Raw genomic sequence first — 18836 nt, 5'->3', positions numbered from 1 at the left:
CGGCACCATTTCCCTTTCAACTTTTTTCAGAACGAGCCATTAGCTCAGTTGGTAGAGCATCTGACTTTTAATCAGAGGGTCGAAGGTTCGAGTCCTTCATGGCTCACCATTTATATGCGGGTGTGGCGGAATTGGCAGACGCACCAGACTTAGGATCTGGCGCCGCAAGGCGTGGGGGTTCGACTCCCTTCACCCGCATCGTTTTTTCTCTTAAATCTTTTTTAGTGAAAAGGCAGAACATTCTGCGGAAATGCGGAAGTAGTTCAGTGGTAGAACACCACCTTGCCAAGGTGGGGGTCGCGGGTTCGAATCCCGTCTTCCGCTCCATATCATGCCGGGGTGGCGGAACTGGCAGACGCACAGGACTTAAAATCCTGCGGTAGGTGACTACCGTACCGGTTCGATTCCGGTCCTCGGCACCATTTATAAAGCAATGCGCCCGTAGCTCAATTGGATAGAGCGTTTGACTACGGATCAAAAGGTTAGGGGTTCGACTCCTCTCGGGCGCGCCATTTAACCGTTTTTGCGGGAAGTAGCTCAGCTTGGTAGAGCACTTGGTTTGGGACCAAGGGGTCGCAGGTTCGAATCCTGTCTTCCCGACCAGTTATTGCTCGTAAAATTGTAACGTGGGGCCTTAGCTCAGCTGGGAGAGCGCCTGCTTTGCACGCAGGAGGTCAGCGGTTCGATCCCGCTAGGCTCCATTGATTTTATATTTAGTTTGGCGGTGTAGCTCAGCTGGCTAGAGCGTGCGGTTCATACCCGCAAGGTCGGGGGTTCGATCCCCTCCGCCGCTATATGGAGGAATACCCAAGTCTGGCTGAAGGGATCGGTCTTGAAAACCGACAGGCGGGTTAAACCGCGCGGGGGTTCGAATCCCTCTTCCTCCGCCATAATTATTTTTATATGTTATCGTCGCGGGGTGGAGCAGTCTGGTAGCTCGTCGGGCTCATAACCCGAAGGTCGCAGGTTCAAATCCTGTCCCCGCAATCTGGTCCGGTAGTTCAGTTGGTTAGAATGCCTGCCTGTCACGCAGGAGGTCGCGGGTTCGAGTCCCGTCCGGACCGCCATATTTCTTCCAGCAAGGAGTGTCTTGCTGTTGATATATAATATTCTTGTGTGGCTCAGTAGCTCAGTCGGTAGAGCAATGGACTGAAAATCCATGTGTCGGCGGTTCGATTCCGTCCTGAGCCACCATTTTTTCATTGTCTAAGAAGCTGTCTCTATTTCAGATGGAGGGGTAGCGAAGTGGCTAAACGCGGCGGACTGTAAATCCGCTCCCTCCGGGTTCGGCGGTTCGAATCCGTCCCCCTCCACCAGTGAGAATGGCGGTCGTGGCGAAGTGGTTAACGCATCGGATTGTGGCTCCGACACTCGTGGGTTCGATTCCCATCGATCGCCCCATATGTATTATTAATGGGCTATAGCCAAGCGGTAAGGCAACGGACTTTGACTCCGTCATTCGTTGGTTCGAATCCAGCTAGCCCAGCCAGTTTTTAATGCGGGTGTAGTTTAATGGTAAAACCTCAGCCTTCCAAGCTGATGTCGTGAGTTCGATTCTCATCACCCGCTCCATTTACATAAATGGGCCTGTAGCTCAGCTGGTTAGAGCGCACGCCTGATAAGCGTGAGGTCGATGGTTCGAGTCCATTCAGGCCCACTTTGTTCCGCAGTAGCTCAGTGGTAGAGCAATCGGCTGTTAACCGATCGGTCGCAAGTTCGAATCTTGCCTGCGGAGTTTTTATTTTTCTGGGGAAGTACTCAAGAGGCTGAAGAGGCGCCCCTGCTAAGGGTGTAGGTCGCGTAAGCGGCGCGAGGGTTCAAATCCCTCCTTCTCCGTCGTACATATAGTTTTCTTCAGAAACACCCTTATTCTTCTATGAGAAGAATAAGGGTGTTTCTATGCATATATAAGTTTGCATAAGCTTCTTTCGTTTAGATGGATAGAGTGGCAGGTCTTTTGTTAATTTCCGAATCGGAGATTTGAAAAGACGCTCGTAAAGGCTATGTAGAGACTTCTAAGGTTCAGGAGCACTATGCTATTATCTCAACAGTATACTTTGTAAAAAACAAAATGATTGAAGTATCAGAAATTCAGTCGGAATCTGAATTCATGATACCTCAATCTTGAGAAGACTTAAGCGAAAACAGCTATATCTTTCTTTGTTTCACTATACGTAATATTTACTTCAACATTTTTGTCTTTTAAATAAGATAGAAATGTTTTCGGGTCAATACATTGTTCTGCAGGCTTGACGCCCTTTTTAGTTACCTCACCATTTAAAATCATTTGGGCTACAATTGAAGCAGGAATTGCTGTGCCATATTGGGTAGCACTCACATCCCAATGGGGTTGGTAATCAGTGAGCATTTCTAATTTAACAGATGCTTTGTTTCCATTTTTCAATCCTTTCACCTCAACTAACAATACATCCTTCCCCCACTGTGGTTTTTCCTTAGCTGCTAATACATTTTGTAATAAAGACACAGTTTGACGTCTAGGCAGGATACTCTTCCCTGCAATCTCGATTGGTTCTGTTTCTAACAAACCTAATGCATTTAATGTTTTTATTTTTTCAATTGTTGCTGGATCCCAAGAATCCTTATAAGTGATGTTCTTAACTTCTGGAAAACTGATTGGTAAGGTTGCTAATTCCGAATGAATAATTGAGTATGTTTTTTGCACTCCAATGTCTTCATGGAAGACTGTCAGTTCCTCATCCGATAGCGGTGGAATTTCAGTAAGGACGCCATTTTTAACAACCATTGCATTTTTTATGGCTTCATCGATGATTGTATCTACCGCAAAAGAGAAGGTAGACCCCGAGGTGGTAGATCCGAAACGAATGTGTATTTCTTCGGCGGAATCTAGCATTTCCACACCATATCGGCTGAAAATATTAGACGTTCCTGGATCGGATCCCATTCCTACAATCGATAATATGTTAGCTGCCTTCATTTCTTCATCAAGTTTTAACTGTTCATTGGTCAGTTTAAATAGTCCTCCTAAATCAAGAACGCTAATTCCCACAGCAGCTGCGGCCTTCATCACTTCAATATTAAAAATATAGTTTGTAGCATTGACACAAACTTTTCCTTGAAGAAGGACTTCTTTAGTTCTTTCTTGATCTGTAATATTTAAAGGGGTAATTTCTATTTGATGATTAGTTTTTGTCTTCAACTCTTCTAATCTTTTAGTGTCTAAATCTGCAGCGATTACCTTTACACCACTTTCAACTAGATCTCGAACAATCACCTGACCAATTGTTCCTGTTGCACCTAATACTACTACTTTATTCATATTGAAATCCTCCCAATAAATTATTTAGTCCCCTGGAAGATACACTACATTAAAAGTATCAATATCTTCTGGAGAGTTTTTTCGTTTCCCAATAAAAACACTTTTTATCCTTCTGTTGTGTTTAAGAATTTCTGCATTCCTTCATGTTGATGGTGTTCCTTTTCCCAGTAGCGTGTGTTGAAATTACTTTCATTTGTAAAGAAAATTCCCTATGCCATTCTAATTTGCAATAATCATGCCAAGATACAGTTGTATAGAAAACCAGTGGATACTGAATTTTTTGTAAGGTGAGGTGTTCTTGATGGCATTATGCATCAGAATAGATGCTTTCTTGCATCTAATGGAACAAACAATGCTTTGTATCAGGTTTTGGATTACTATAAATTAGAGTTAATTTCCTATTTTGTTATGTATATAAATATCCTTCTGTTGGAGATTGTCACGCAATCCATATTTTTGTAATTTTCTGACTATTGTTGATTGATTTACCCCTAAGCCATTTGCCATTTCTCTTGTCGTTGAAAAGCGCGACATGGCTTTCAATATGAGTTCCTTTTCGGCCGTTTCCACGAACTTCGTCAAAGTAGGAAGTTTTCTTTCCTCCTTTTCAAGCTCATAAAAATACAATGAGTCTGTTGTTTGATCTTCAAAGAATAAAGGTTGCTCCAATACAGTAAATCTTTCGATTGCATTTTCAAGTTCCCTTACATTTCCGGGCCATGAATATCTTAATATTTGTTCTAATTGTCTGGGTGAGAGTACGACATTCTTTTCATATTTCTTATTAAACTTATCAAGGAAGTAATAGGAAAGCGCATGTATATCACCCTTTCTTTCTCTTAGAGGCGGGATTCTTATTGGAACAACGTTGATTCGATAGTATAGGTCCTCACGAAAAGATCCATTTTTAATCATTTGACTCAAATCTTTATTTGTTGCTGCAATAATTCTAACATCGATCTTATGCTCTTTTGTCCCTCCAATTTTTAAAATAACTCTTTCTTGCAAAACCCGTAATAGTTTTACTTGTAAAGATATGGGTAACTCGCCAATCTCGTCTAGAAATATTGTCCCTTTATCAGCAATTTGAAAAAGTCCTAATTTGCCTCCTCTTCGTGCACCAGAAAAAGCCCCTTCCTCATAACCGAACAGCTCAGACTCTAATAAATTTTCCGGTATCGCTCCGCAGTTAATTGTAACAAAGGGCTTATCATTTCGATGAGATAATAAATGAACTTGATTTGCAATCATTTGTTTACCTACACCTGTTTCACCCAAAATCAGGACAGAAGTATCTACAGAGGCTACTGACTTAACAAGTTCGAACACATCTTCCATAGCTTTACTTTTATATATTAAGGGTTTATTATCGTATTTCTCCTGCTTAATTCGTGCTACCTCTCTTTGATAACTATCCAGTAAAGTTTTGGTTTCTTGCTGTATCTTTTTTAAATGCTTAATTTCTGATGAATGTTTCGTAATGGACACTACACGTACAATTTCTCCCAAGTCGTTCTTTATGGGAATTGATTCAATTTGAAATATTTCGCCTGTATTTGTATATTGTAATCCGCTCTCTCGCTTGCCTGATTTAATTGCTTTTGCCGAAATGGATGGATAAAAGGCTCTTTCCCTCTCTAGTTCAAAAACATTTTTCCCCAAATACGGTTGATCATCATGAGAGCTAACTCGTATAACATTTCCTTTTTCATCTGTAACAAAAATACTCTGATAAAACTCATCAAAAACTGTCTGCATTTCTTTGAGAAACCATTCATCTTCATTAACTATTTCATGTATTTTTTTTTCGAATGCCCAATCGATTACTCCCTTAATTTTTCCTTTTGAATCTGTTACAACGATAACCTTATTGGCATCATAGTTTATTTGGCTTGATTCTTCGTCAGTTACAACCGAAACATCCGTCAATAAATCTTTTATAGCTATTGAATGTAGTTTTGTGAAATCGGTAGTCTTTAATTGGTCATAAAGCGTCTCTCGTTTTATACACCCAATAATTTCTTCTCCTTCATTTAATAAAAACCAGTGATAACTAGTCTTAATTGCTTCCAAATAGATAATTTCAACTGTTGCAGGCCAGGCTATACAAAATACATCCCTTATGAGATATTCATCTATCCTCATTATACCCCTCCATATCCAATGAAAATTTATTCATATTACAAAAGTAAAACATCCAGCTCTTAATGTGGTTATTTTACTTTTTTTGAATTTATGGGAATAGGGGGTGTTGTAGCTAAAAGTATTCGCTACGAACAGGACAACTTCCTGTCTTTGAACTTTCGTCCCCTCTGTAACACTATTAGCTTTATCAAGCCACTTAATAGAATTTCACTAATATGAACAGCTTTTTTTCCTGTTCTTGTTTCTTATTCAGATCTTTCAATTAGCAACCAACACCAAAGATAATTTGATGCAATATTGCATCAAATTCAGATGCAAGATGCCATCATTTTATAAAATTCCTATTAATTTTGCCAGTTTATAAGGTTTGAAAGGTTGGCATAAGTCTTGCTTAGTATTTTAGTAAGTATGTTGAATACATGCAAATAGATTGGAAGGAGGTTTAGTACTCGAAGGATGTTATTGTAGTAGGTGCATCTAGAACTATCAGAAATGTTAAATAGAGAAATTAAAGAGAAAGATGCAAAACCACCGGAACAACGTATTGCCCCACCAAAGTTTATTACTTACTTAACTCAAAGAAATATTACTCTCTACTTATTGCGAAAAAGGCAAAATTCAAACAATCCACAAGAAATGACTATCTAACATAAAAAATAAAAGTTTAAAAAGGGAGTTGTTAATATGCAAACAAAAACGGCAGTATTGAGAAATTGTATTAATGGAGAATGGACAGAGTCAGCTAGTGCAAACGTACGTGAAATAGTTTCTCCTGTTACAGGCGAAGTCATTTATCGAGCTCCAGATTCCACTGAAGAAGAAATTGCTGCAGCGGTTGCAGCAGCTAAAAAGGCTCAAGTCTCTTGGGAGGAAGCTACTGCTTGGGAACGCGGCCGAGTTTGTTATGCGATCGCTGATGCAATTGATCGGAATAAAGAAAAATTGAGCCGTGCACTTACGCTTGAACAAGGTAAACCGTATGAAGCTGAAGCATTACCAGATATCGAGGAATCAGCAGAATTATTTAGAATTGCTGCAGAAGATGCAAAACGCATGGAAACAGCCATTATCCCTTCATTAGATAAAAACAAACGAATTTTCACATTCCGAAAAGCAAACGGTGTTTATGGAATTATCATTCCGTGGAACTTTCCTACTCTTATGCTAGCCGAGTTTGTGGCTCCGGCCATTGCAGCAGGAAATACAATCGTTCTTAAACCTTCAGAGTATACACCAGGAATCATTAGTCTCTTTACAGAAATTATGCATGAAGCTGATATCCCACCAGGATTGCTTAACATCGTCTATGGTGATGGAAAGGTCGGACAACAGCTTATTGAACATCCGGGCGTTGATGCAATAGGATTTATTGGCTCCCATACTACCGCTGAAAAAATCGTTCGTGCAGCGGGGCTAAAACCATCGATTATTGAAGCTAGCGGTAATGGTCCAACTATCATTTGTGAAGATGCTGATCTTGATGCAGCAGCCAAAGGATCTGTTCACGGAGGATTCTTTAATGCAGGGCAAGTGTGCTGTGCTACAGCACGAGTCCTCGTTCATGAAAAAGTTCACGATGCATTCGTAGAACGTGTAATGGAAGAAACGAAAAAGTGGCCATTGGGGGATCCATTTGATGTCTCCACCAAAGTTGGGCCAATGAACAATGAAGCAACAGCTTCAAAAATGGAATCACATGTACAAGATGCGCTTGAAAAAGGGGCAAATGTTCTTTTTGGTGGTAAAAGGGAAACAAATTGTCCAACCAATCTTTATTTCCAACCTACTATTATTGATAATGTTGGGCTAGACACCTTAATTAATAAGCATGAGACTTTCGGACCGATTGTGCCAATCATTACTGTCAAGAGTGATGAAGAGGCAATTAAAATTGCGAATGATTCCTATTTAGGATTACAGTCTGCTGTATACACTAAAAGCTCTGCACGCGCCTTCAAATACATGAATGGCTTAAAAACTGGTAATACAATCATCAATGAACACGGAGGTTATTGGGAACCACATGTACCGTTTGGCGGTGCAGCTGGCACGCGTACGGGCTGGGGCCGCATTGGCGGTAGATACACAATGTTAGATATGACACATCTTCGTACTGTAACTTGGGATTTCTCTTTTTAAACCTATCATCTAGTTATAATATGGTTGCGAACAGATATGTTCGCAACCATATTATATAATTGCTCCCACATTTAAATGAAACAATTAACAAATTTCATATTAACATTTTAGGAGTAAAATATGGAAAATGGAAAATATCATCTTCACAATGCTGCTTATATTCCATGGCCAACTACCATTGAGATCGTTCTTTTTAAAGCATTAGAATTAGATTGTCAATGGTTTATTTTGCAAGATAATGAAAAGACCGTAGGCTATATAAACAGATCTACTTTGTATAAAAAAGTAAAAGATATAGGTTTCAAGCAGGCTTTAACTTTATCTTTAGAAGATCTTTTAATGAAACCCATACTCAATAATAGAGAATTTAGTTCATCAGAAAAGGTTATATTAAAAAGTGAAATTAAAAAAATAGAAAGCGTAATAGATTGGAATATTAGTGAACAAATAAGTAATCATATTGCTTCTGATAAATGGGTGCTTAAAGAGTTAGAGACAATTTTCTGTAATTTTTTAGACAATATACTCATTAGCGATGGATATGGAAATATCACATTTGCTACGGCTAAAGATGACCAGCAATATTTAGGGAAAAATGTTTTTGATTTAGAAAGGCAAAAAGAATTTTATCCCTCAGTCACTGCGAAAGTGCTTAACACAGGAAAAAGAGAGAAAGGATTGCAATATACAAAATCTGGAGCAGTATTTGAAATTGAATCTGTTCCGATTAAGGACCTTAATGGGAACATTGTTCGGGTTATATCGATTACTAAAGGTTCATCAGAGGTTACTGAGTTAAAAGAAAAATTAAATGAAGTTAAAAACCTATTAACTAGTTATCAAAAAGAAATGATTAGCATGCAGCAAGAGCATTCGGAGAAAAAGCCTTTTATTTACGCCAGCAAGGAAATGGATAACCTAAATGATCTTATTAAATCTGTTGCATCTTATGATGCCACGGTTCTCATCTTAGGTGAAACAGGTGTTGGCAAGGAAGTAGTTGCAAATAGAGTCCACAGCTTAAGTGATAGATATGATAAACCCTTTATTGCCGTAAACTGTGGTGCTATTCCCGAAAACCTGATGGAATCAGAATTATTTGGGTATGAGGATGGAGCATTTTCTGGAGCCAGAAAAGGGGGGAAAATAGGAGTTTTCGAATTAGCTAACAATGGTACAGTATTTTTGGACGAAATAGGTGAGATGCCTTTACATCTTCAAGTCAAACTGCTTAGGGTTTTACAAGAAAAAAAGGTAAAGAGAATAGGTGGTTTACAAGAAAAATCTATAGATATGCGTATTATAGCAGCCACAAACCAAGATCTTACAAAAAAGGTGAAGGAAAAAACCTTTAGAGAAGATCTCTATTATCGTCTTAATGTAGTGCCCATTACTATTCCCCCCTTAGAGAAAGAAAAGAAGATGTAGAGGCCTTAACATTCTATTACCTTCAATTTTTTAACCAAAAATACAATAAGAACATTGAAATGAATGAGTTAATGTTAGAAAGGTTAAAAAGGCATTCGTGGCCAGGCAATATTCGTGAACTTCAAAATACCATTGAAAGGTTTGTTATTACAGGTCAAGATATTTCCCTTACGGCTGATCATCCTTTATCAAACGAGGTGATAATGAATACAAATAGGAAGTTTCCTCAATTATTCGATTATCTTGATAAAGTGGAGCAGCAACTATTATTGGAGGCAAAAACAAAATCAAAAAACACAAGGGAAATGGCTAAGATTCTAGGCGTTAATCAATCGACGATTGTTAGGAAATTAAAAAAGTATAATTTATAAGTGGCTTGTTGCAATATTGCAGTAATAATTATCTAAATATTTTTATTTTCTTACTACTTATCGTCTTGTAATATTCATTTTTTGATAATTTAGGGGGCTAAACAATGGCGAATACAAAGGTGAAAGGTCAATGGACAATGCTCTGGTTATCATATTTGGCATTAGTAGGTTGTTTCCTTCCCTATATTGGGTACTCAACTCAGATCACTCAAATTATGGAAGACACATCGATTAGTTATGCTCAGACCGGGATGTTGGCTTCAGTGACTGCTTTAGTTGGCGGATTAACCTTACCCTTTGTTGGAGTACTGGTAGACAAATGGGGTGCCCGAAATGTTATATTGTGGGGACTATTGATTGGTGCAGTAGGGCAAATTCTTTTCGCCTATATGCCTAGTTATGCAACACTAGTTTTTGCTAGGGCTCTTATTGGTCTTGGAGTAGGCTTATTATTTGTAGGGCCTTACACAATGGCAGCCCAATGGTTTGAAAAATCAAATGGTGTTGGTTCTGCTATGGGGGTAATGTTTACATCTGATGGGATTGGCACAATGTTTTCTCTTTACTTATTTTCCTACGTTCTTACAGCTGTTGGATGGAAAAACGGCTCGGCCCTCGGTGGTATATTCCTAGTTGTCATCTTAATTATCTCTTTCTTTGTATTGAAAAATCCTCCTCACATCACTGAACGCCAAAATACTATAAAAGAATCAGGAGAAAAATTTAATTTAAAGGACTATCTCAAAGTTATAGGAAATCGAAATGTTATTGTTGCATCCACCTTTTTTATTGGTGAATGGGGCTTATATGCAGTTATTGCCTATTGGGTACCGACGATTCTTATCGAAGATGCTGGTTGGTCCGAAGGACTTGCAGGATTTTTAACATCTTTATATGTCTTAGTTGGAGTAGTTCCTTCCATCGTACTTGGATTGGTATCAGATAAGATGGGAAAAAGAAAGCCATTTATTATACTTGCAGGCTTATGGATGACCCTTACAATAGTGATTCTTACCATTGCATTGGCAGGGGCAGTTATGGTCTTGTCGCCTTTATGATGCCGCTGGTAGGTGTCGGTGTATATTCTGGAATGCCAGTTGCATTAGCTTCAGCAGTGGAATCCGTAGGAACTAAGTATGTTGCTACCGCCAATGGATTTATTTTAGGAATTGGATTTTTAGTAGGTGGTTTTTTATACCCATATATAATGGGCTATATAAAGGATACGACCGGTGCTTATACAATAGGATTTATTGGCATTATAGTGGCTACCTTTGTTCTAAATTTCACTGCAGGATTTTTAGGTAAGGATCCGAAGAAAAGCGAAAATATGAAAACAACTGATGATACAGTAATCAAAGTTAACTAGGAAAAACAACCGAAGGATTGTTATCTGTAGAAATGCGCCTCTCGTGAGGAAATTTGTGAAATTAGGCGTAAGCTAATGATTTCTTTGTTTATATAAGATTTATACAATTTAAAGCGCAGGTAACCCGTGTATCTTAAGAAGGAATCAATTCTTCTACTTTGAAGAATAGTGATTCCTTCTTTAATGTTTAATAATAGATCTATTTGAAAAGCACTATAAATTACGGGAAGGAGGGAGAAGCCAGTGAACTCATATATACTATTGTGCGCAGCTATCATAAGTCAGTGTTTGGGAGTTCGATGCTTAAACTTAGAAGAGGATTTAAAAAGCTGTTGCCTTCTATTGGAGTGATCATTGGATATTGCTTATCCTTTTGTCTCTTCTCTATACCTCTTAAAAAATTACAACTCGGAATGGCATATGCAAGATGGGCAGGGATAGTTTTAACTGCTCTAATTGGTTTGTTAATATGAGATGAGTCTTTTAGCATTCTAAAATTATCTAGGTTAATACTAATTATAGGTGGCGTATTTTTATTAAATTTTTCAAATTGATCTTCTTTTCATGAAATCTAAAACCTTTCAGCTTACTTTATCTAATCCTAGAGCTGAGTTCCCCCTTTTCGGTCTGAAATATGTCAGATTAAGCAATGTAATGGTGTGTTCTTCTTCCTCTGAAATTAAACAACTTTATTATCGCTAGGAAAATAAGCTGAACAGTTTTAAAACATTTTTGATCTCTTCATCAGTAATTCCGGGATACGAGCGATTCAAGATCTGTTGCAGTATGGCCACATCTTTCGTTACTTTATAAAGCTAGAAGCTGAATGCTTTTCTTAAAGTGTGGTTGCCCACGCTTTCAACAACGGCAAAGTCAGCTGCTTTGTTCAACTATCTATAGGACTGTATAGGAGGGAGGGGGCTTGTCCTCTTTTCTTGATAGAAAGAGCCATTGACTTTCCAGTTGGCTGTCATACTCACAAATTTCATAAAAGCAGTTGCCTATATAAACCTCCCACATCTTTCGTTTTTGCCCTCTTTAATTTTAAAAATTTTCTCCCTTCTTAATTTCAATATAAGGATCTGTTTCGTTTTGTGCTTCAGAAGGCCCCCAACACACAAACCTGTTTCACACCCAGCACTAAAAGTATGTAGTCTCGCTCTCCACTATAAACAAAACCACCGCCGCGAGCCTTTAAATTCGTATTTAGGCCTGTTTTTGCAGTTTGGTAAGTAATTATAATTCCGGCGATTTCTGCAACAACGGTAGCGTAAATTTCTGCGATAAGCGCATCGATGCTACCGTACTCCAACGCCATTAAGCTTCCTATTTGCATGGAAAGCATGGCAGTAGCAACACTAAGTATAAAGATTGTAATATTCCACCACTCGAATCAATAATGGGCAGGCACTTTTTCCAGAGAGTAGTCTTCTTTTTGCTCTTGTGATGAGTTAACTTTAATTTCTTCCATACTGGATTATACCTCCTCTTTTTTTAAAACTTAAATTTCTTCATTACAGGGATGTTCCCTATTTCAAAAATCCTAGGATGGCTTGAAGAAACACGATGTTGTAGGAATAGCATAGTTTTCCCAACACAGCAAAGCATTTGGAGTTCTAAAATGAATAAGATTGTACCACCTCCACTTTTTTTATTCAGATGTTTAGGTGAATTTGTGCTTTCTCCTTCCTGCATTTTGTTCTAGGAACTGTTAACACAAGGGGAAGAACTAGTTATTTAGGCAATTATGCAAACAGCGTACCAACATAAAGGGCCGAAGAAGAGATGATAAACAGCGATGAAAATAAAATATAGTCGGATCATTTTGTAATAATCCTTATTTAAAAAGTGTTTCAAAACTGGAAGATTCTATCACTAGTGAAACAACGACCAGTAAACCTTGGTAACTAGACATTTTTTCACGTTTTATAGGAAAATCGAAATCCGCCAATTTCAGAAGTGAAACGTCTTATCTATTTTGAGTATTGGAAATTCGACGTTAAAGTTGGCATAAAGTTTGCATAATATTTAGACGAATGAAAATTCTGAAATTTGCGAGGTGAATGTATTTGTCTACGCGTTATGAGCATGGTGGGGATGAGTTTGTTTTTGTTGAATTGGCTGAGGCCATGGACTCTGAGGCGAATTTTCGAGGGGGAGCGATTACTCAAAAGTTAAGAGAAAGGCAGTTAAACGGAGTTTTGGACATTTGTCCTTCCAACGCTTCGTACATGGTTCGGGTTGACCCAGAAATTCTTCATCCAAGTGAGTTGATAGGAATTTTAAAACAAATTGAGTCTGAAGTTACATTGGATGTAGAAATCAACTCTCGTGCGGTAGATATCCCTATACTCTTTGAGGACCCATGGACGAATGAAGCGGTTATGAAGTCGCGTGATCGTCATCAAGACCCAGAGTCTACTGATATAGAATACGCAGCTAGAATCAACGGATTTCATTCCAAAGAAGAGTTTATCCACGCCCTGACGAGCTATCCCTTTTTGATCTCTATGATTGGCTTTGTTCCGGGTCTTCCCTTTTGTATTCAAATGGTCAATCGCGAACAGCAAATTGAAGTGCCAAAGTATGTTCGTCCACGAACCTATACGCCGGAACGCGCCTTTGGATTTGGTGGGGCATTTGCCTGCATTTATCCAGTGCAGGGAGCCGGTGGGTATCAGTTGTTTGGAATTGCTGCAGCACCCGTGTTTGATCGAGATCAGAAATTGCCTGATTTTAAAGATTCTATGGTTTTCCCACGTCAAGGTGACATTTTCCGCTATCGATCTATTGATCGGGAGGAGTATGAGCATATACGAAAGGAAGTGGAAGGGGGGACCTTCCGGTATAAAATTGCGAATATTACCTATACACCACAAGAGGTGATAGAAGGTCCGAAAGGGTTCTCGGAGCGAGTATTAGGGAGGTTATACCATGATTAAGGTACTGAAACCAGGGCTTCAAACAACTGTTCAAGACCAAGGACGAATTGGTTACTATGAAATCGGAATGCCTCCATCTGGAGCAATGGATCAATATTCCTTCGCAGTTAGCAATTTATTGGTTGGTAATAAAGAAAATGATGCTGTTTTGGAAATAACCTACATGGGTCCTGAGCTGGAGTTTCAACAGGATGCCGTCATCGCCATAACAGGAGGAGACATCCCTCCAAAGATTAATGGGGTATCAGTCCCTTTGTGGAGTACATTAACGATCAGAGCAGGCGATGTCCTTTCATTTGACTTTGTAAAATCTGGTGCACGGGTTTATCTTGCTGTTAAGGGTGGAATTGATGTCCCTATCATTCAAAACTCCCGGTCGACATACACGCTTTGCGGGATTGGGGGGTTCGAGGGGAGAGCCATTAAAGCGGGTGACATGCTTCGGATTGGTAGTGATTCAGCGGCAAATGTTTCGATAGGAACTGTCATTCCCGATGCTTTTATTCCAACGTATAGCAAGAGCCATGAAATCCGGGTAGTGATAGGACTGTGTAGCTACCGACTAACCGAAGAAAGTAAAGACTGTTTCTTGCGTACTGATTGGACTGTAACTACGGAGGCCAACCGTGTAGGATACCGGTTTAAAGGAGAGAGGCTTCATTTTATTCCGCGCGAGCAACCATTTGGCGCAGGCAGTAATCCTTCTAACGTGGTAGATCTGGGGTATCCTATAGGTTCGATACAAGTCCCTGATGGAATCGAACCAATTGCTCTATTAAATGATGCTGTAACGGGTGGAGGATATGCGACCATTGCAACAATAATTAGTGCGGATTTAAACCGCATGGCTCAAGTGAAAACGAATGATAAAGTGCGTTTTGTACCGGTTACGGTAGATGAAGCGATCCAAGCTCGCCGGGAGCTGAAAGAGAAATTAACTGAAATCCAACATCTTCTAGATCTCTCACCACTAAAGTCATGAGATTCTAAAGTGCTGTCCAAACTTCATTTGGATGACTTTTCGCAAGCGAAAAGCTAATACCAACCACTGATTTGGTTTCCGATAGACTTTCATGGACAAGGATACCTTAGCGTTCTATAGGCCTGATTCAAGACTATGATAAATGTTAAAAAGTTTACCTAGCAGACTTTGTTTCCTGCAGAGCCCCTATACCTTCAGTTTTTAAAGAACTGTTTACGGGAGGGATTTTACCATTAGGATACAAATATAAAGGAGTTGATATGTATGTCAAATCAAATCACGATTGTATCTCCTCTTCCTGGAGTGTTTTATCGTAAACCCAGTCCTGATCATCCTAACTTTGTGGATTTAGGTCAAGAAGTAAAAGTCGGTGATACGATTGGCTTGGTCGAGGTAATGAAGAACTATTACGAAATCAAAGCGGAACAAGATGGTATTTTAGAGCGTTGTATTGTTGAAGAGGGAGACGTTGTGGATGCAGGTCAAGAGATTGTTGTTCTTATTGAAAAATAAAAAAGAACTTAAAGACCTAGGATAATATATTGCCAAACGAAAAATGATTACGTATTTGATATTTCAACCTCAAGGCGCAATTTATATTGAAAAATAGTACGCAAAACTAGTCTGTTATTACATGTAAAACATCGGATTTTATTTAAAAGGATTTAGAACCTAGTTTTGCGCCATGTATTTTATACTCTTTTTTAGTAGCGCATACATTAAACGAACTAATTTTCTTGCTGTTAAGACGAGTGCTCCTTTATGTTGAGATACTTTATTGTGTTTCTTCGCGCAATATTCTTGGTACTAAGGGATGAGCCATCTGCATTAAAGAGACCGGTTTAATGTTTCCGCTAATACAGCCTTATTTTGCGAACTTTGCTACATCATCAAAGTTAAAGCGTTCGATTGGGCGATTTTAGCGAAGATAGGATCAACAACTGAAAAATATTGGATATTTACTGTCGGAAATTCTACACATAAGCTGGGAAACAGTTTCTAATGTGGTTAAGCCACAATAAAAAAAGAATTGTTTCAAATGATCATAAACCTATTATCTAGAAATGCCTCGAGGTGTTCAATAATTTTTTTGACATAAAAGTAAGGAAAGTTTTGCTCGTTGAAAAGGTCTAAACACAATATACGAGGAGGAACCTTGATGGGCTATTTTAAAAAAGTATTGATTGCAAACCGCGGAGAAATTGCACGTCGGATCATCCGTACATGTAAACGTTTAGGCATTCAAACTGTAGCCGTCTACTCTGAAGCAGATGCTATGGCACCTTTTGTAGATGAGGCAGATGAAGCAGTATGTCTTGGTCCGGCACAGGCCGCAAAAAGTTACCTTGATATCGAAAGAGTAATTGAGGTAGCCAAAAAAACCGAATCTGACGGTGTACATCCGGGCTATGGATTTTTGTCCGAAAATACAGATTTTGCTCGACGTTTAGAGCAAGAAGGCATTACGTTCATTGGGCCTGATGCGAAGATCATTGATTTAATGGGAAGTAAAATTGAATCTCGCCTTCAAATGAAAAAAGCTGGTGTGCCCGTTGTGCCTGGTTGGGATGGTTCATTGGGATCTGTGGATGAAGCGTTGGAGCTTGCTGAGCAGATAGGATACCCGATTATGCTGAAAGCGAGTGCCGGTGGTGGCGGAATTGGGATGGAGCTAGTTCACAGTCCGGAAGAGCTTAAAAAGGCCTACTCGACAACCAAACAACGTGCAGTATCTGCATTTGGGGATGGGACGTTGTTCTTGGAAAAATATATAACCAATCCAAGGCATATCGAAGTCCAGGTAGCTGGGGATCGCCAGGGACATGTCATTCATTTGTTTGAACGTGAGTGCTCTGTCCAACGTCGAAATCAGAAGGTGGTAGAAGAGAGCCCATCTCCTTATTTAGATGAAGAAACTCGGCAACGGCTTTTGGAAACGGCTGTTCGAGGGGTGAAACAGATTGGCTATACGACGGTAGGAACGATGGAGTTTATTTTTGATGAACAGAAGAATTTCTATTTTCTTGAAATGAATACTCGCCTCCAAGTGGAGCACCCCGTAACCGAAGAAATTACGGGTATTGATTTAGTGGAACTACAGTTACAATTAGCTGCCAAACAACCTCTTCCTTTCAAACAAAAAGATGTGAAGAGAACAGGTCATTCTATAGAATGTCGTCTTTATGCAGAAGACCCTAAAACCTTCTTTCCTTCTCCGGGACCAGTTAAGCGCTTGGTTCTTCCCGAAGATGTGAGATTAGATTTTGCAATTAAAGAAGGTGACAATGTTACACCTTTCTATGACCCTATGATAGGGAAGATTATTGTTCATGCAGCGACACGTAAAGAAGCCATCGAGAAAATGAATCAGGTATTAGAAAATATTGAGGTAGAAGGTATAACAACCAATAAAACATTACTACAGTTGATTGTACAACATTATGATTTCCAACGGGGTGAATATACGACAAGGTTCCTTGATAAACTCCTTAAGGTCAATGTCTAGTCAAAGAGATAAATGAGATCAACAATTGAAGATGGATGAAAACTTAAGCGTAACCATATACCATGCTCATGAAAAACACGGAATAAGTGGAAAAGGTAAAAAAGAAATGGAGGGAACAGACTTGCCAATTATAACAATTGAAATGCTCGATGGCAGAACTGATGAGATGCAACTAACATTGATCCAGGAGGTCACGGATGCAGTGTCTCACACTCTTAACATAGACAAAGAAGAGATTGACATCATTTTGCACGAGGTGAAAAGGAAGCACTGGGCAAAGGGCGGAATCCTTTGGCCATGGGGTAGAAGTTACTAAAGGGTAAAACAAAGTGTACTTTTTTCAACAAATGGTTCCATCATATTCAGCTGTAATGACATGATGAAAAATAAAAAGGAGAGATAGAGATGCCAATTTTACGAATTGAAATGCTTGAAGGGAGAAGTGAAAAGATAAAGCTTTCATTAGCTCAGGAGGTCAGTGATGCTGTTTCACGTGCTCTCAAGGTTGATAAAGGAGAAGTCAGCATTATTATAAAAGACGTGAAAAGAGATGATTGGACAAAAGGCGGAGCGCCCTTGCCAGGAAAATTAGAATCCCGGTACTAATGAGGAAAAGCTTAACTTCAAGGATTATTACAACACATTTTAAAATATATATGAATTTGGGAGGAATAGAAAATGCACAAAGTCGATCTGAACTGTGATATGGGAGAGAGTTTTGGTTTATACAAGTTAGGAAATGACGAGGAAATGATGAAATACATCACTTCGGCCAATATTGCCTGCGGTTTTCATGGAGGAGATCCTCAGGTCATGCGAGAATCAGTGGAATTGGCTAAGAAGTACGGAGTAGCTGTTGGAGCTCATCCAGGGTTGCCTGATCTATTGGGATTTGGACGGAGGAAAATGAATGCTACTCTGTCCGAGATCAAGGATTATGTCACATACCAAATGGGAGCTCTACGGGAATTTACTACTGCTTTTGAGATGAAGCTTCAGCATTGCAAACCTCACGGTGCCCTATACATGATGGCAATGGAAGATGAACAGGTGGCGAGGATTATATTAGAAGCGATTGCGGAAGTAGATACAGATATCGTAGTCTATGCGATGAATCATTCAGCCGTTATAGAGGCAGGAAAGAAAGTGGGGATTCGTGTAGCCAAAGAAGTATACTCCGATCGTGAACATACCGCAACCGGATCTATTGTTTTAACAAGAACGGGAGCCGTCATAGAAGACTACGGAAAAATGGCGGATCGGGTGGTACGCATGGTTAAAGAAGGGAAAGTGCTTGCTCATACGGGTGAAGATGTATCGCTTAAAGCAGAAACGGTATGCATTCACGGAGATACACCTGGTGCCACACTTTTAGCAAAATCCATTGTCGAAGCGTTTAAAGCAGAAAATATAGAGATTGCTCCCATTCACCAAGTGTTGAACACGCTCGTATAAAAATTGTGATAAGGCACTGACGGTCCTCTTTTACGATAAACATATCTTTTAAAGTAAAAATGGCGATCACTCCATCGTAAATTACCTAGGAGCGATCGCCTCATCAGTTATTCCGCTTTTTTGATGATTAACAGTGGCTATATGGTGGTATTAATTGATAAATTATTAGAATATAAAAATTATTGAGAATAATTCAAATAT

16 protein-coding genes, 20 tRNA genes and 2 pseudogenes (1 of these 38 cut by a window edge) are annotated in these 18836 nt (G+C 39.2%); 34 read left to right on the top strand and 4 right to left on the bottom strand.

The features are described from left to right. The 20 genes from CJ483_RS23245 to CJ483_RS23150 all read left to right on the top strand — a co-directional run. A tRNA-Thr gene (locus CJ483_RS23245) sits at positions 1-8 on the top strand (it extends 68 nt beyond the left edge of the window). Between the two features lie 25 nt (positions 9-33). Beyond that, positions 34-109: transfer RNA gene (locus CJ483_RS23240), tRNA-Lys, on the top strand. Positions 110-116: 7 nt separating this feature from the next. Next, positions 117-198 (top strand) — tRNA-Leu (locus tag CJ483_RS23235). Between the two features lie 54 nt (positions 199-252). Next, positions 253-327, top strand: a tRNA-Gly gene (locus CJ483_RS23230). A gap of 6 nt (positions 328-333) precedes the next feature. Continuing rightward, positions 334-422 (top strand) — tRNA-Leu (locus CJ483_RS23225). A gap of 13 nt (positions 423-435) precedes the next feature. Beyond that, positions 436-512, top strand: a tRNA-Arg gene (locus CJ483_RS23220). A gap of 14 nt (positions 513-526) precedes the next feature. Next, positions 527-603: transfer RNA gene (locus CJ483_RS23215), tRNA-Pro, on the top strand. Positions 604-628: 25 nt separating this feature from the next. Further along, positions 629-701 (top strand) — tRNA-Ala (locus CJ483_RS23210). Positions 702-720: 19 nt separating this feature from the next. Further along, a tRNA-Met gene (locus CJ483_RS23205) sits at positions 721-794 on the top strand. 3 nt (positions 795-797) lie between these two features. Beyond that, a tRNA-Ser gene (locus tag CJ483_RS23200) sits at positions 798-890 on the top strand. Positions 891-913: 23 nt separating this feature from the next. Next, positions 914-987, top strand: a tRNA-Met gene (locus CJ483_RS23195). 3 nt (positions 988-990) lie between these two features. After that, positions 991-1067 (top strand) — tRNA-Asp (locus tag CJ483_RS23190). 51 nt (positions 1068-1118) lie between these two features. Further along, positions 1119-1194, top strand: a tRNA-Phe gene (locus CJ483_RS23185). A gap of 37 nt (positions 1195-1231) precedes the next feature. Then, positions 1232-1316: transfer RNA gene (locus CJ483_RS23180), tRNA-Tyr, on the top strand. Between the two features lie 9 nt (positions 1317-1325). Continuing rightward, positions 1326-1401, top strand: a tRNA-His gene (locus CJ483_RS23175). 13 nt (positions 1402-1414) lie between these two features. Beyond that, positions 1415-1489, top strand: a tRNA-Gln gene (locus CJ483_RS23170). A gap of 9 nt (positions 1490-1498) precedes the next feature. Then, positions 1499-1572: transfer RNA gene (locus tag CJ483_RS23165), tRNA-Gly, on the top strand. 11 nt (positions 1573-1583) lie between these two features. Then, a tRNA-Ile gene (locus CJ483_RS23160) sits at positions 1584-1657 on the top strand. Between the two features lie 6 nt (positions 1658-1663). After that, a tRNA-Asn gene (locus CJ483_RS23155) sits at positions 1664-1735 on the top strand. Between the two features lie 13 nt (positions 1736-1748). Next, positions 1749-1836: transfer RNA gene (locus CJ483_RS23150), tRNA-Ser, on the top strand. Between the two features lie 298 nt (positions 1837-2134). Here the strand turns inward: CJ483_RS23150 and CJ483_RS23145 are convergent. Beyond that, positions 2135-3298, bottom strand: coding sequence for a saccharopine dehydrogenase family protein (locus CJ483_RS23145; RefSeq protein WP_120038516.1), 1164 nt, complete (start codon positions 3296-3298; stop codon positions 2135-2137). A gap of 390 nt (positions 3299-3688) precedes the next feature. Further along, entirely contained in the window at positions 3689-5443 is a 1755-nt protein-coding gene (locus CJ483_RS23140) for a sigma-54 interaction domain-containing protein (RefSeq protein WP_120038514.1), read from the bottom strand. Positions 5444-6127: 684 nt separating this feature from the next. On the opposite strand from CJ483_RS23140, the gene CJ483_RS23135 reads away from it, so the two are divergent. The 7 genes and pseudogenes from CJ483_RS23135 to CJ483_RS25570 all read left to right on the top strand — a co-directional run bounded on the left by CJ483_RS23135 (position 6128) and on the right by CJ483_RS25570 (position 11223). Continuing rightward, a complete protein-coding gene (locus CJ483_RS23135; RefSeq protein ID WP_120038512.1) occupies positions 6128-7582 on the top strand; it encodes an aldehyde dehydrogenase family protein in 1455 nt (484 codons plus the stop codon). A gap of 120 nt (positions 7583-7702) precedes the next feature. Further along, complete coding sequence (locus CJ483_RS23130; protein ID WP_120038510.1) at positions 7703-9010, top strand: sigma-54 interaction domain-containing protein; 1308 nt, start codon at positions 7703-7705, stop codon at positions 9008-9010. A 38-nt stretch (positions 9011-9048) separates the two neighbouring features. Further along, positions 9049-9132 (top strand): annotated as a pseudogene (locus tag CJ483_RS25925) (AAA-type ATPase lid domain-containing protein); the annotation flags it as partial. A gap of 81 nt (positions 9133-9213) precedes the next feature. Next, entirely contained in the window at positions 9214-9381 is a 168-nt protein-coding gene (locus CJ483_RS25920) for a helix-turn-helix domain-containing protein (protein ID WP_481747759.1), read from the top strand. 104 nt (positions 9382-9485) lie between these two features. Beyond that, on the top strand, positions 9486-10439 hold the full coding sequence (locus tag CJ483_RS23120) for an MFS transporter (protein WP_120038506.1): 954 nt from the start codon (positions 9486-9488) through the stop codon (positions 10437-10439). A 32-nt stretch (positions 10440-10471) separates the two neighbouring features. Next, positions 10472-10750 carry an MFS transporter gene (locus CJ483_RS23115; protein WP_142927256.1) on the top strand — a complete coding sequence of 93 codons (279 nt, stop codon included), beginning with the start codon at positions 10472-10474 and terminating at the stop codon, positions 10748-10750. A 299-nt stretch (positions 10751-11049) separates the two neighbouring features. Then, on the top strand, positions 11050-11223 hold the full coding sequence (locus tag CJ483_RS25570; RefSeq protein WP_342754662.1) for a DMT family transporter: 174 nt from the start codon (positions 11050-11052) through the stop codon (positions 11221-11223). 626 nt (positions 11224-11849) lie between these two features. Here the strand turns inward: CJ483_RS25570 and CJ483_RS23100 are convergent. Next, complete coding sequence (locus CJ483_RS23100) at positions 11850-12068, bottom strand: hypothetical protein (protein ID WP_120038502.1); 219 nt, start codon at positions 12066-12068, stop codon at positions 11850-11852. A 745-nt stretch (positions 12069-12813) separates the two neighbouring features. Between CJ483_RS23100 and CJ483_RS23095 the strand changes: the two genes are divergently transcribed. The 3 genes from CJ483_RS23095 (at position 12814) to CJ483_RS23085 (ending at position 15187) form a co-directional block, all read left to right on the top strand. Further along, the gene (locus tag CJ483_RS23095) at positions 12814-13692 is read left to right on the top strand and encodes a 5-oxoprolinase subunit B family protein (protein ID WP_120038500.1); all 879 of its coding nucleotides are present in this window, start codon (positions 12814-12816) and stop codon (positions 13690-13692) included. Beyond that, a complete protein-coding gene (locus CJ483_RS23090; RefSeq protein ID WP_120038498.1) occupies positions 13685-14674 on the top strand; it encodes a 5-oxoprolinase subunit C family protein in 990 nt (329 codons plus the stop codon). The genes CJ483_RS23095 and CJ483_RS23090 overlap by 8 nt, the downstream gene beginning before the upstream one ends. Positions 14675-14938: 264 nt before the next feature. Then, a complete protein-coding gene (locus CJ483_RS23085) occupies positions 14939-15187 on the top strand; it encodes an acetyl-CoA carboxylase (RefSeq protein WP_120038496.1) in 249 nt (82 codons plus the stop codon). A gap of 159 nt (positions 15188-15346) precedes the next feature. Here CJ483_RS23085 and CJ483_RS25915 read toward each other — a convergent pair. Then, positions 15347-15481, bottom strand: a pseudogene (locus CJ483_RS25915) (IS110 family transposase); the annotation flags it as partial. Positions 15482-15833: 352 nt separating this feature from the next. On the opposite strand from CJ483_RS25915, the gene CJ483_RS23080 reads away from it, so the two are divergent. The 4 genes from CJ483_RS23080 to CJ483_RS23065 all read left to right on the top strand — a co-directional run bounded on the left by CJ483_RS23080 (position 15834) and on the right by CJ483_RS23065 (position 18635). Then, entirely contained in the window at positions 15834-17180 is a 1347-nt protein-coding gene (locus tag CJ483_RS23080; RefSeq protein WP_120038494.1) for an acetyl-CoA carboxylase biotin carboxylase subunit, read from the top strand. Positions 17181-17211: 31 nt separating this feature from the next. Next, positions 17212-17496, top strand: coding sequence for a tautomerase family protein (locus CJ483_RS23075; protein ID WP_120038769.1), 285 nt, complete (start codon positions 17212-17214; stop codon positions 17494-17496). Positions 17497-17585: 89 nt separating this feature from the next. After that, a complete protein-coding gene (locus CJ483_RS23070) occupies positions 17586-17786 on the top strand; it encodes a tautomerase family protein (RefSeq protein WP_120038492.1) in 201 nt (66 codons plus the stop codon). A gap of 72 nt (positions 17787-17858) precedes the next feature. After that, positions 17859-18635, top strand: a complete 777-nt coding sequence (locus CJ483_RS23065; protein ID WP_120038490.1) for a LamB/YcsF family protein — start codon at positions 17859-17861, stop codon at positions 18633-18635. The last annotated feature ends 201 nt before the right edge of the window (positions 18636-18836 follow it).

The sequence above is a fragment of the Bacillus sp. PK3_68 genome, assembly GCF_003600835.1.
Lineage (GTDB): Bacteria > Bacillota > Bacilli > Bacillales > Domibacillaceae > Pseudobacillus.
The sequence above is the reverse complement of the archived record's forward strand: the minus strand, read 5'-3'. Positions and strand labels throughout refer to the sequence as shown.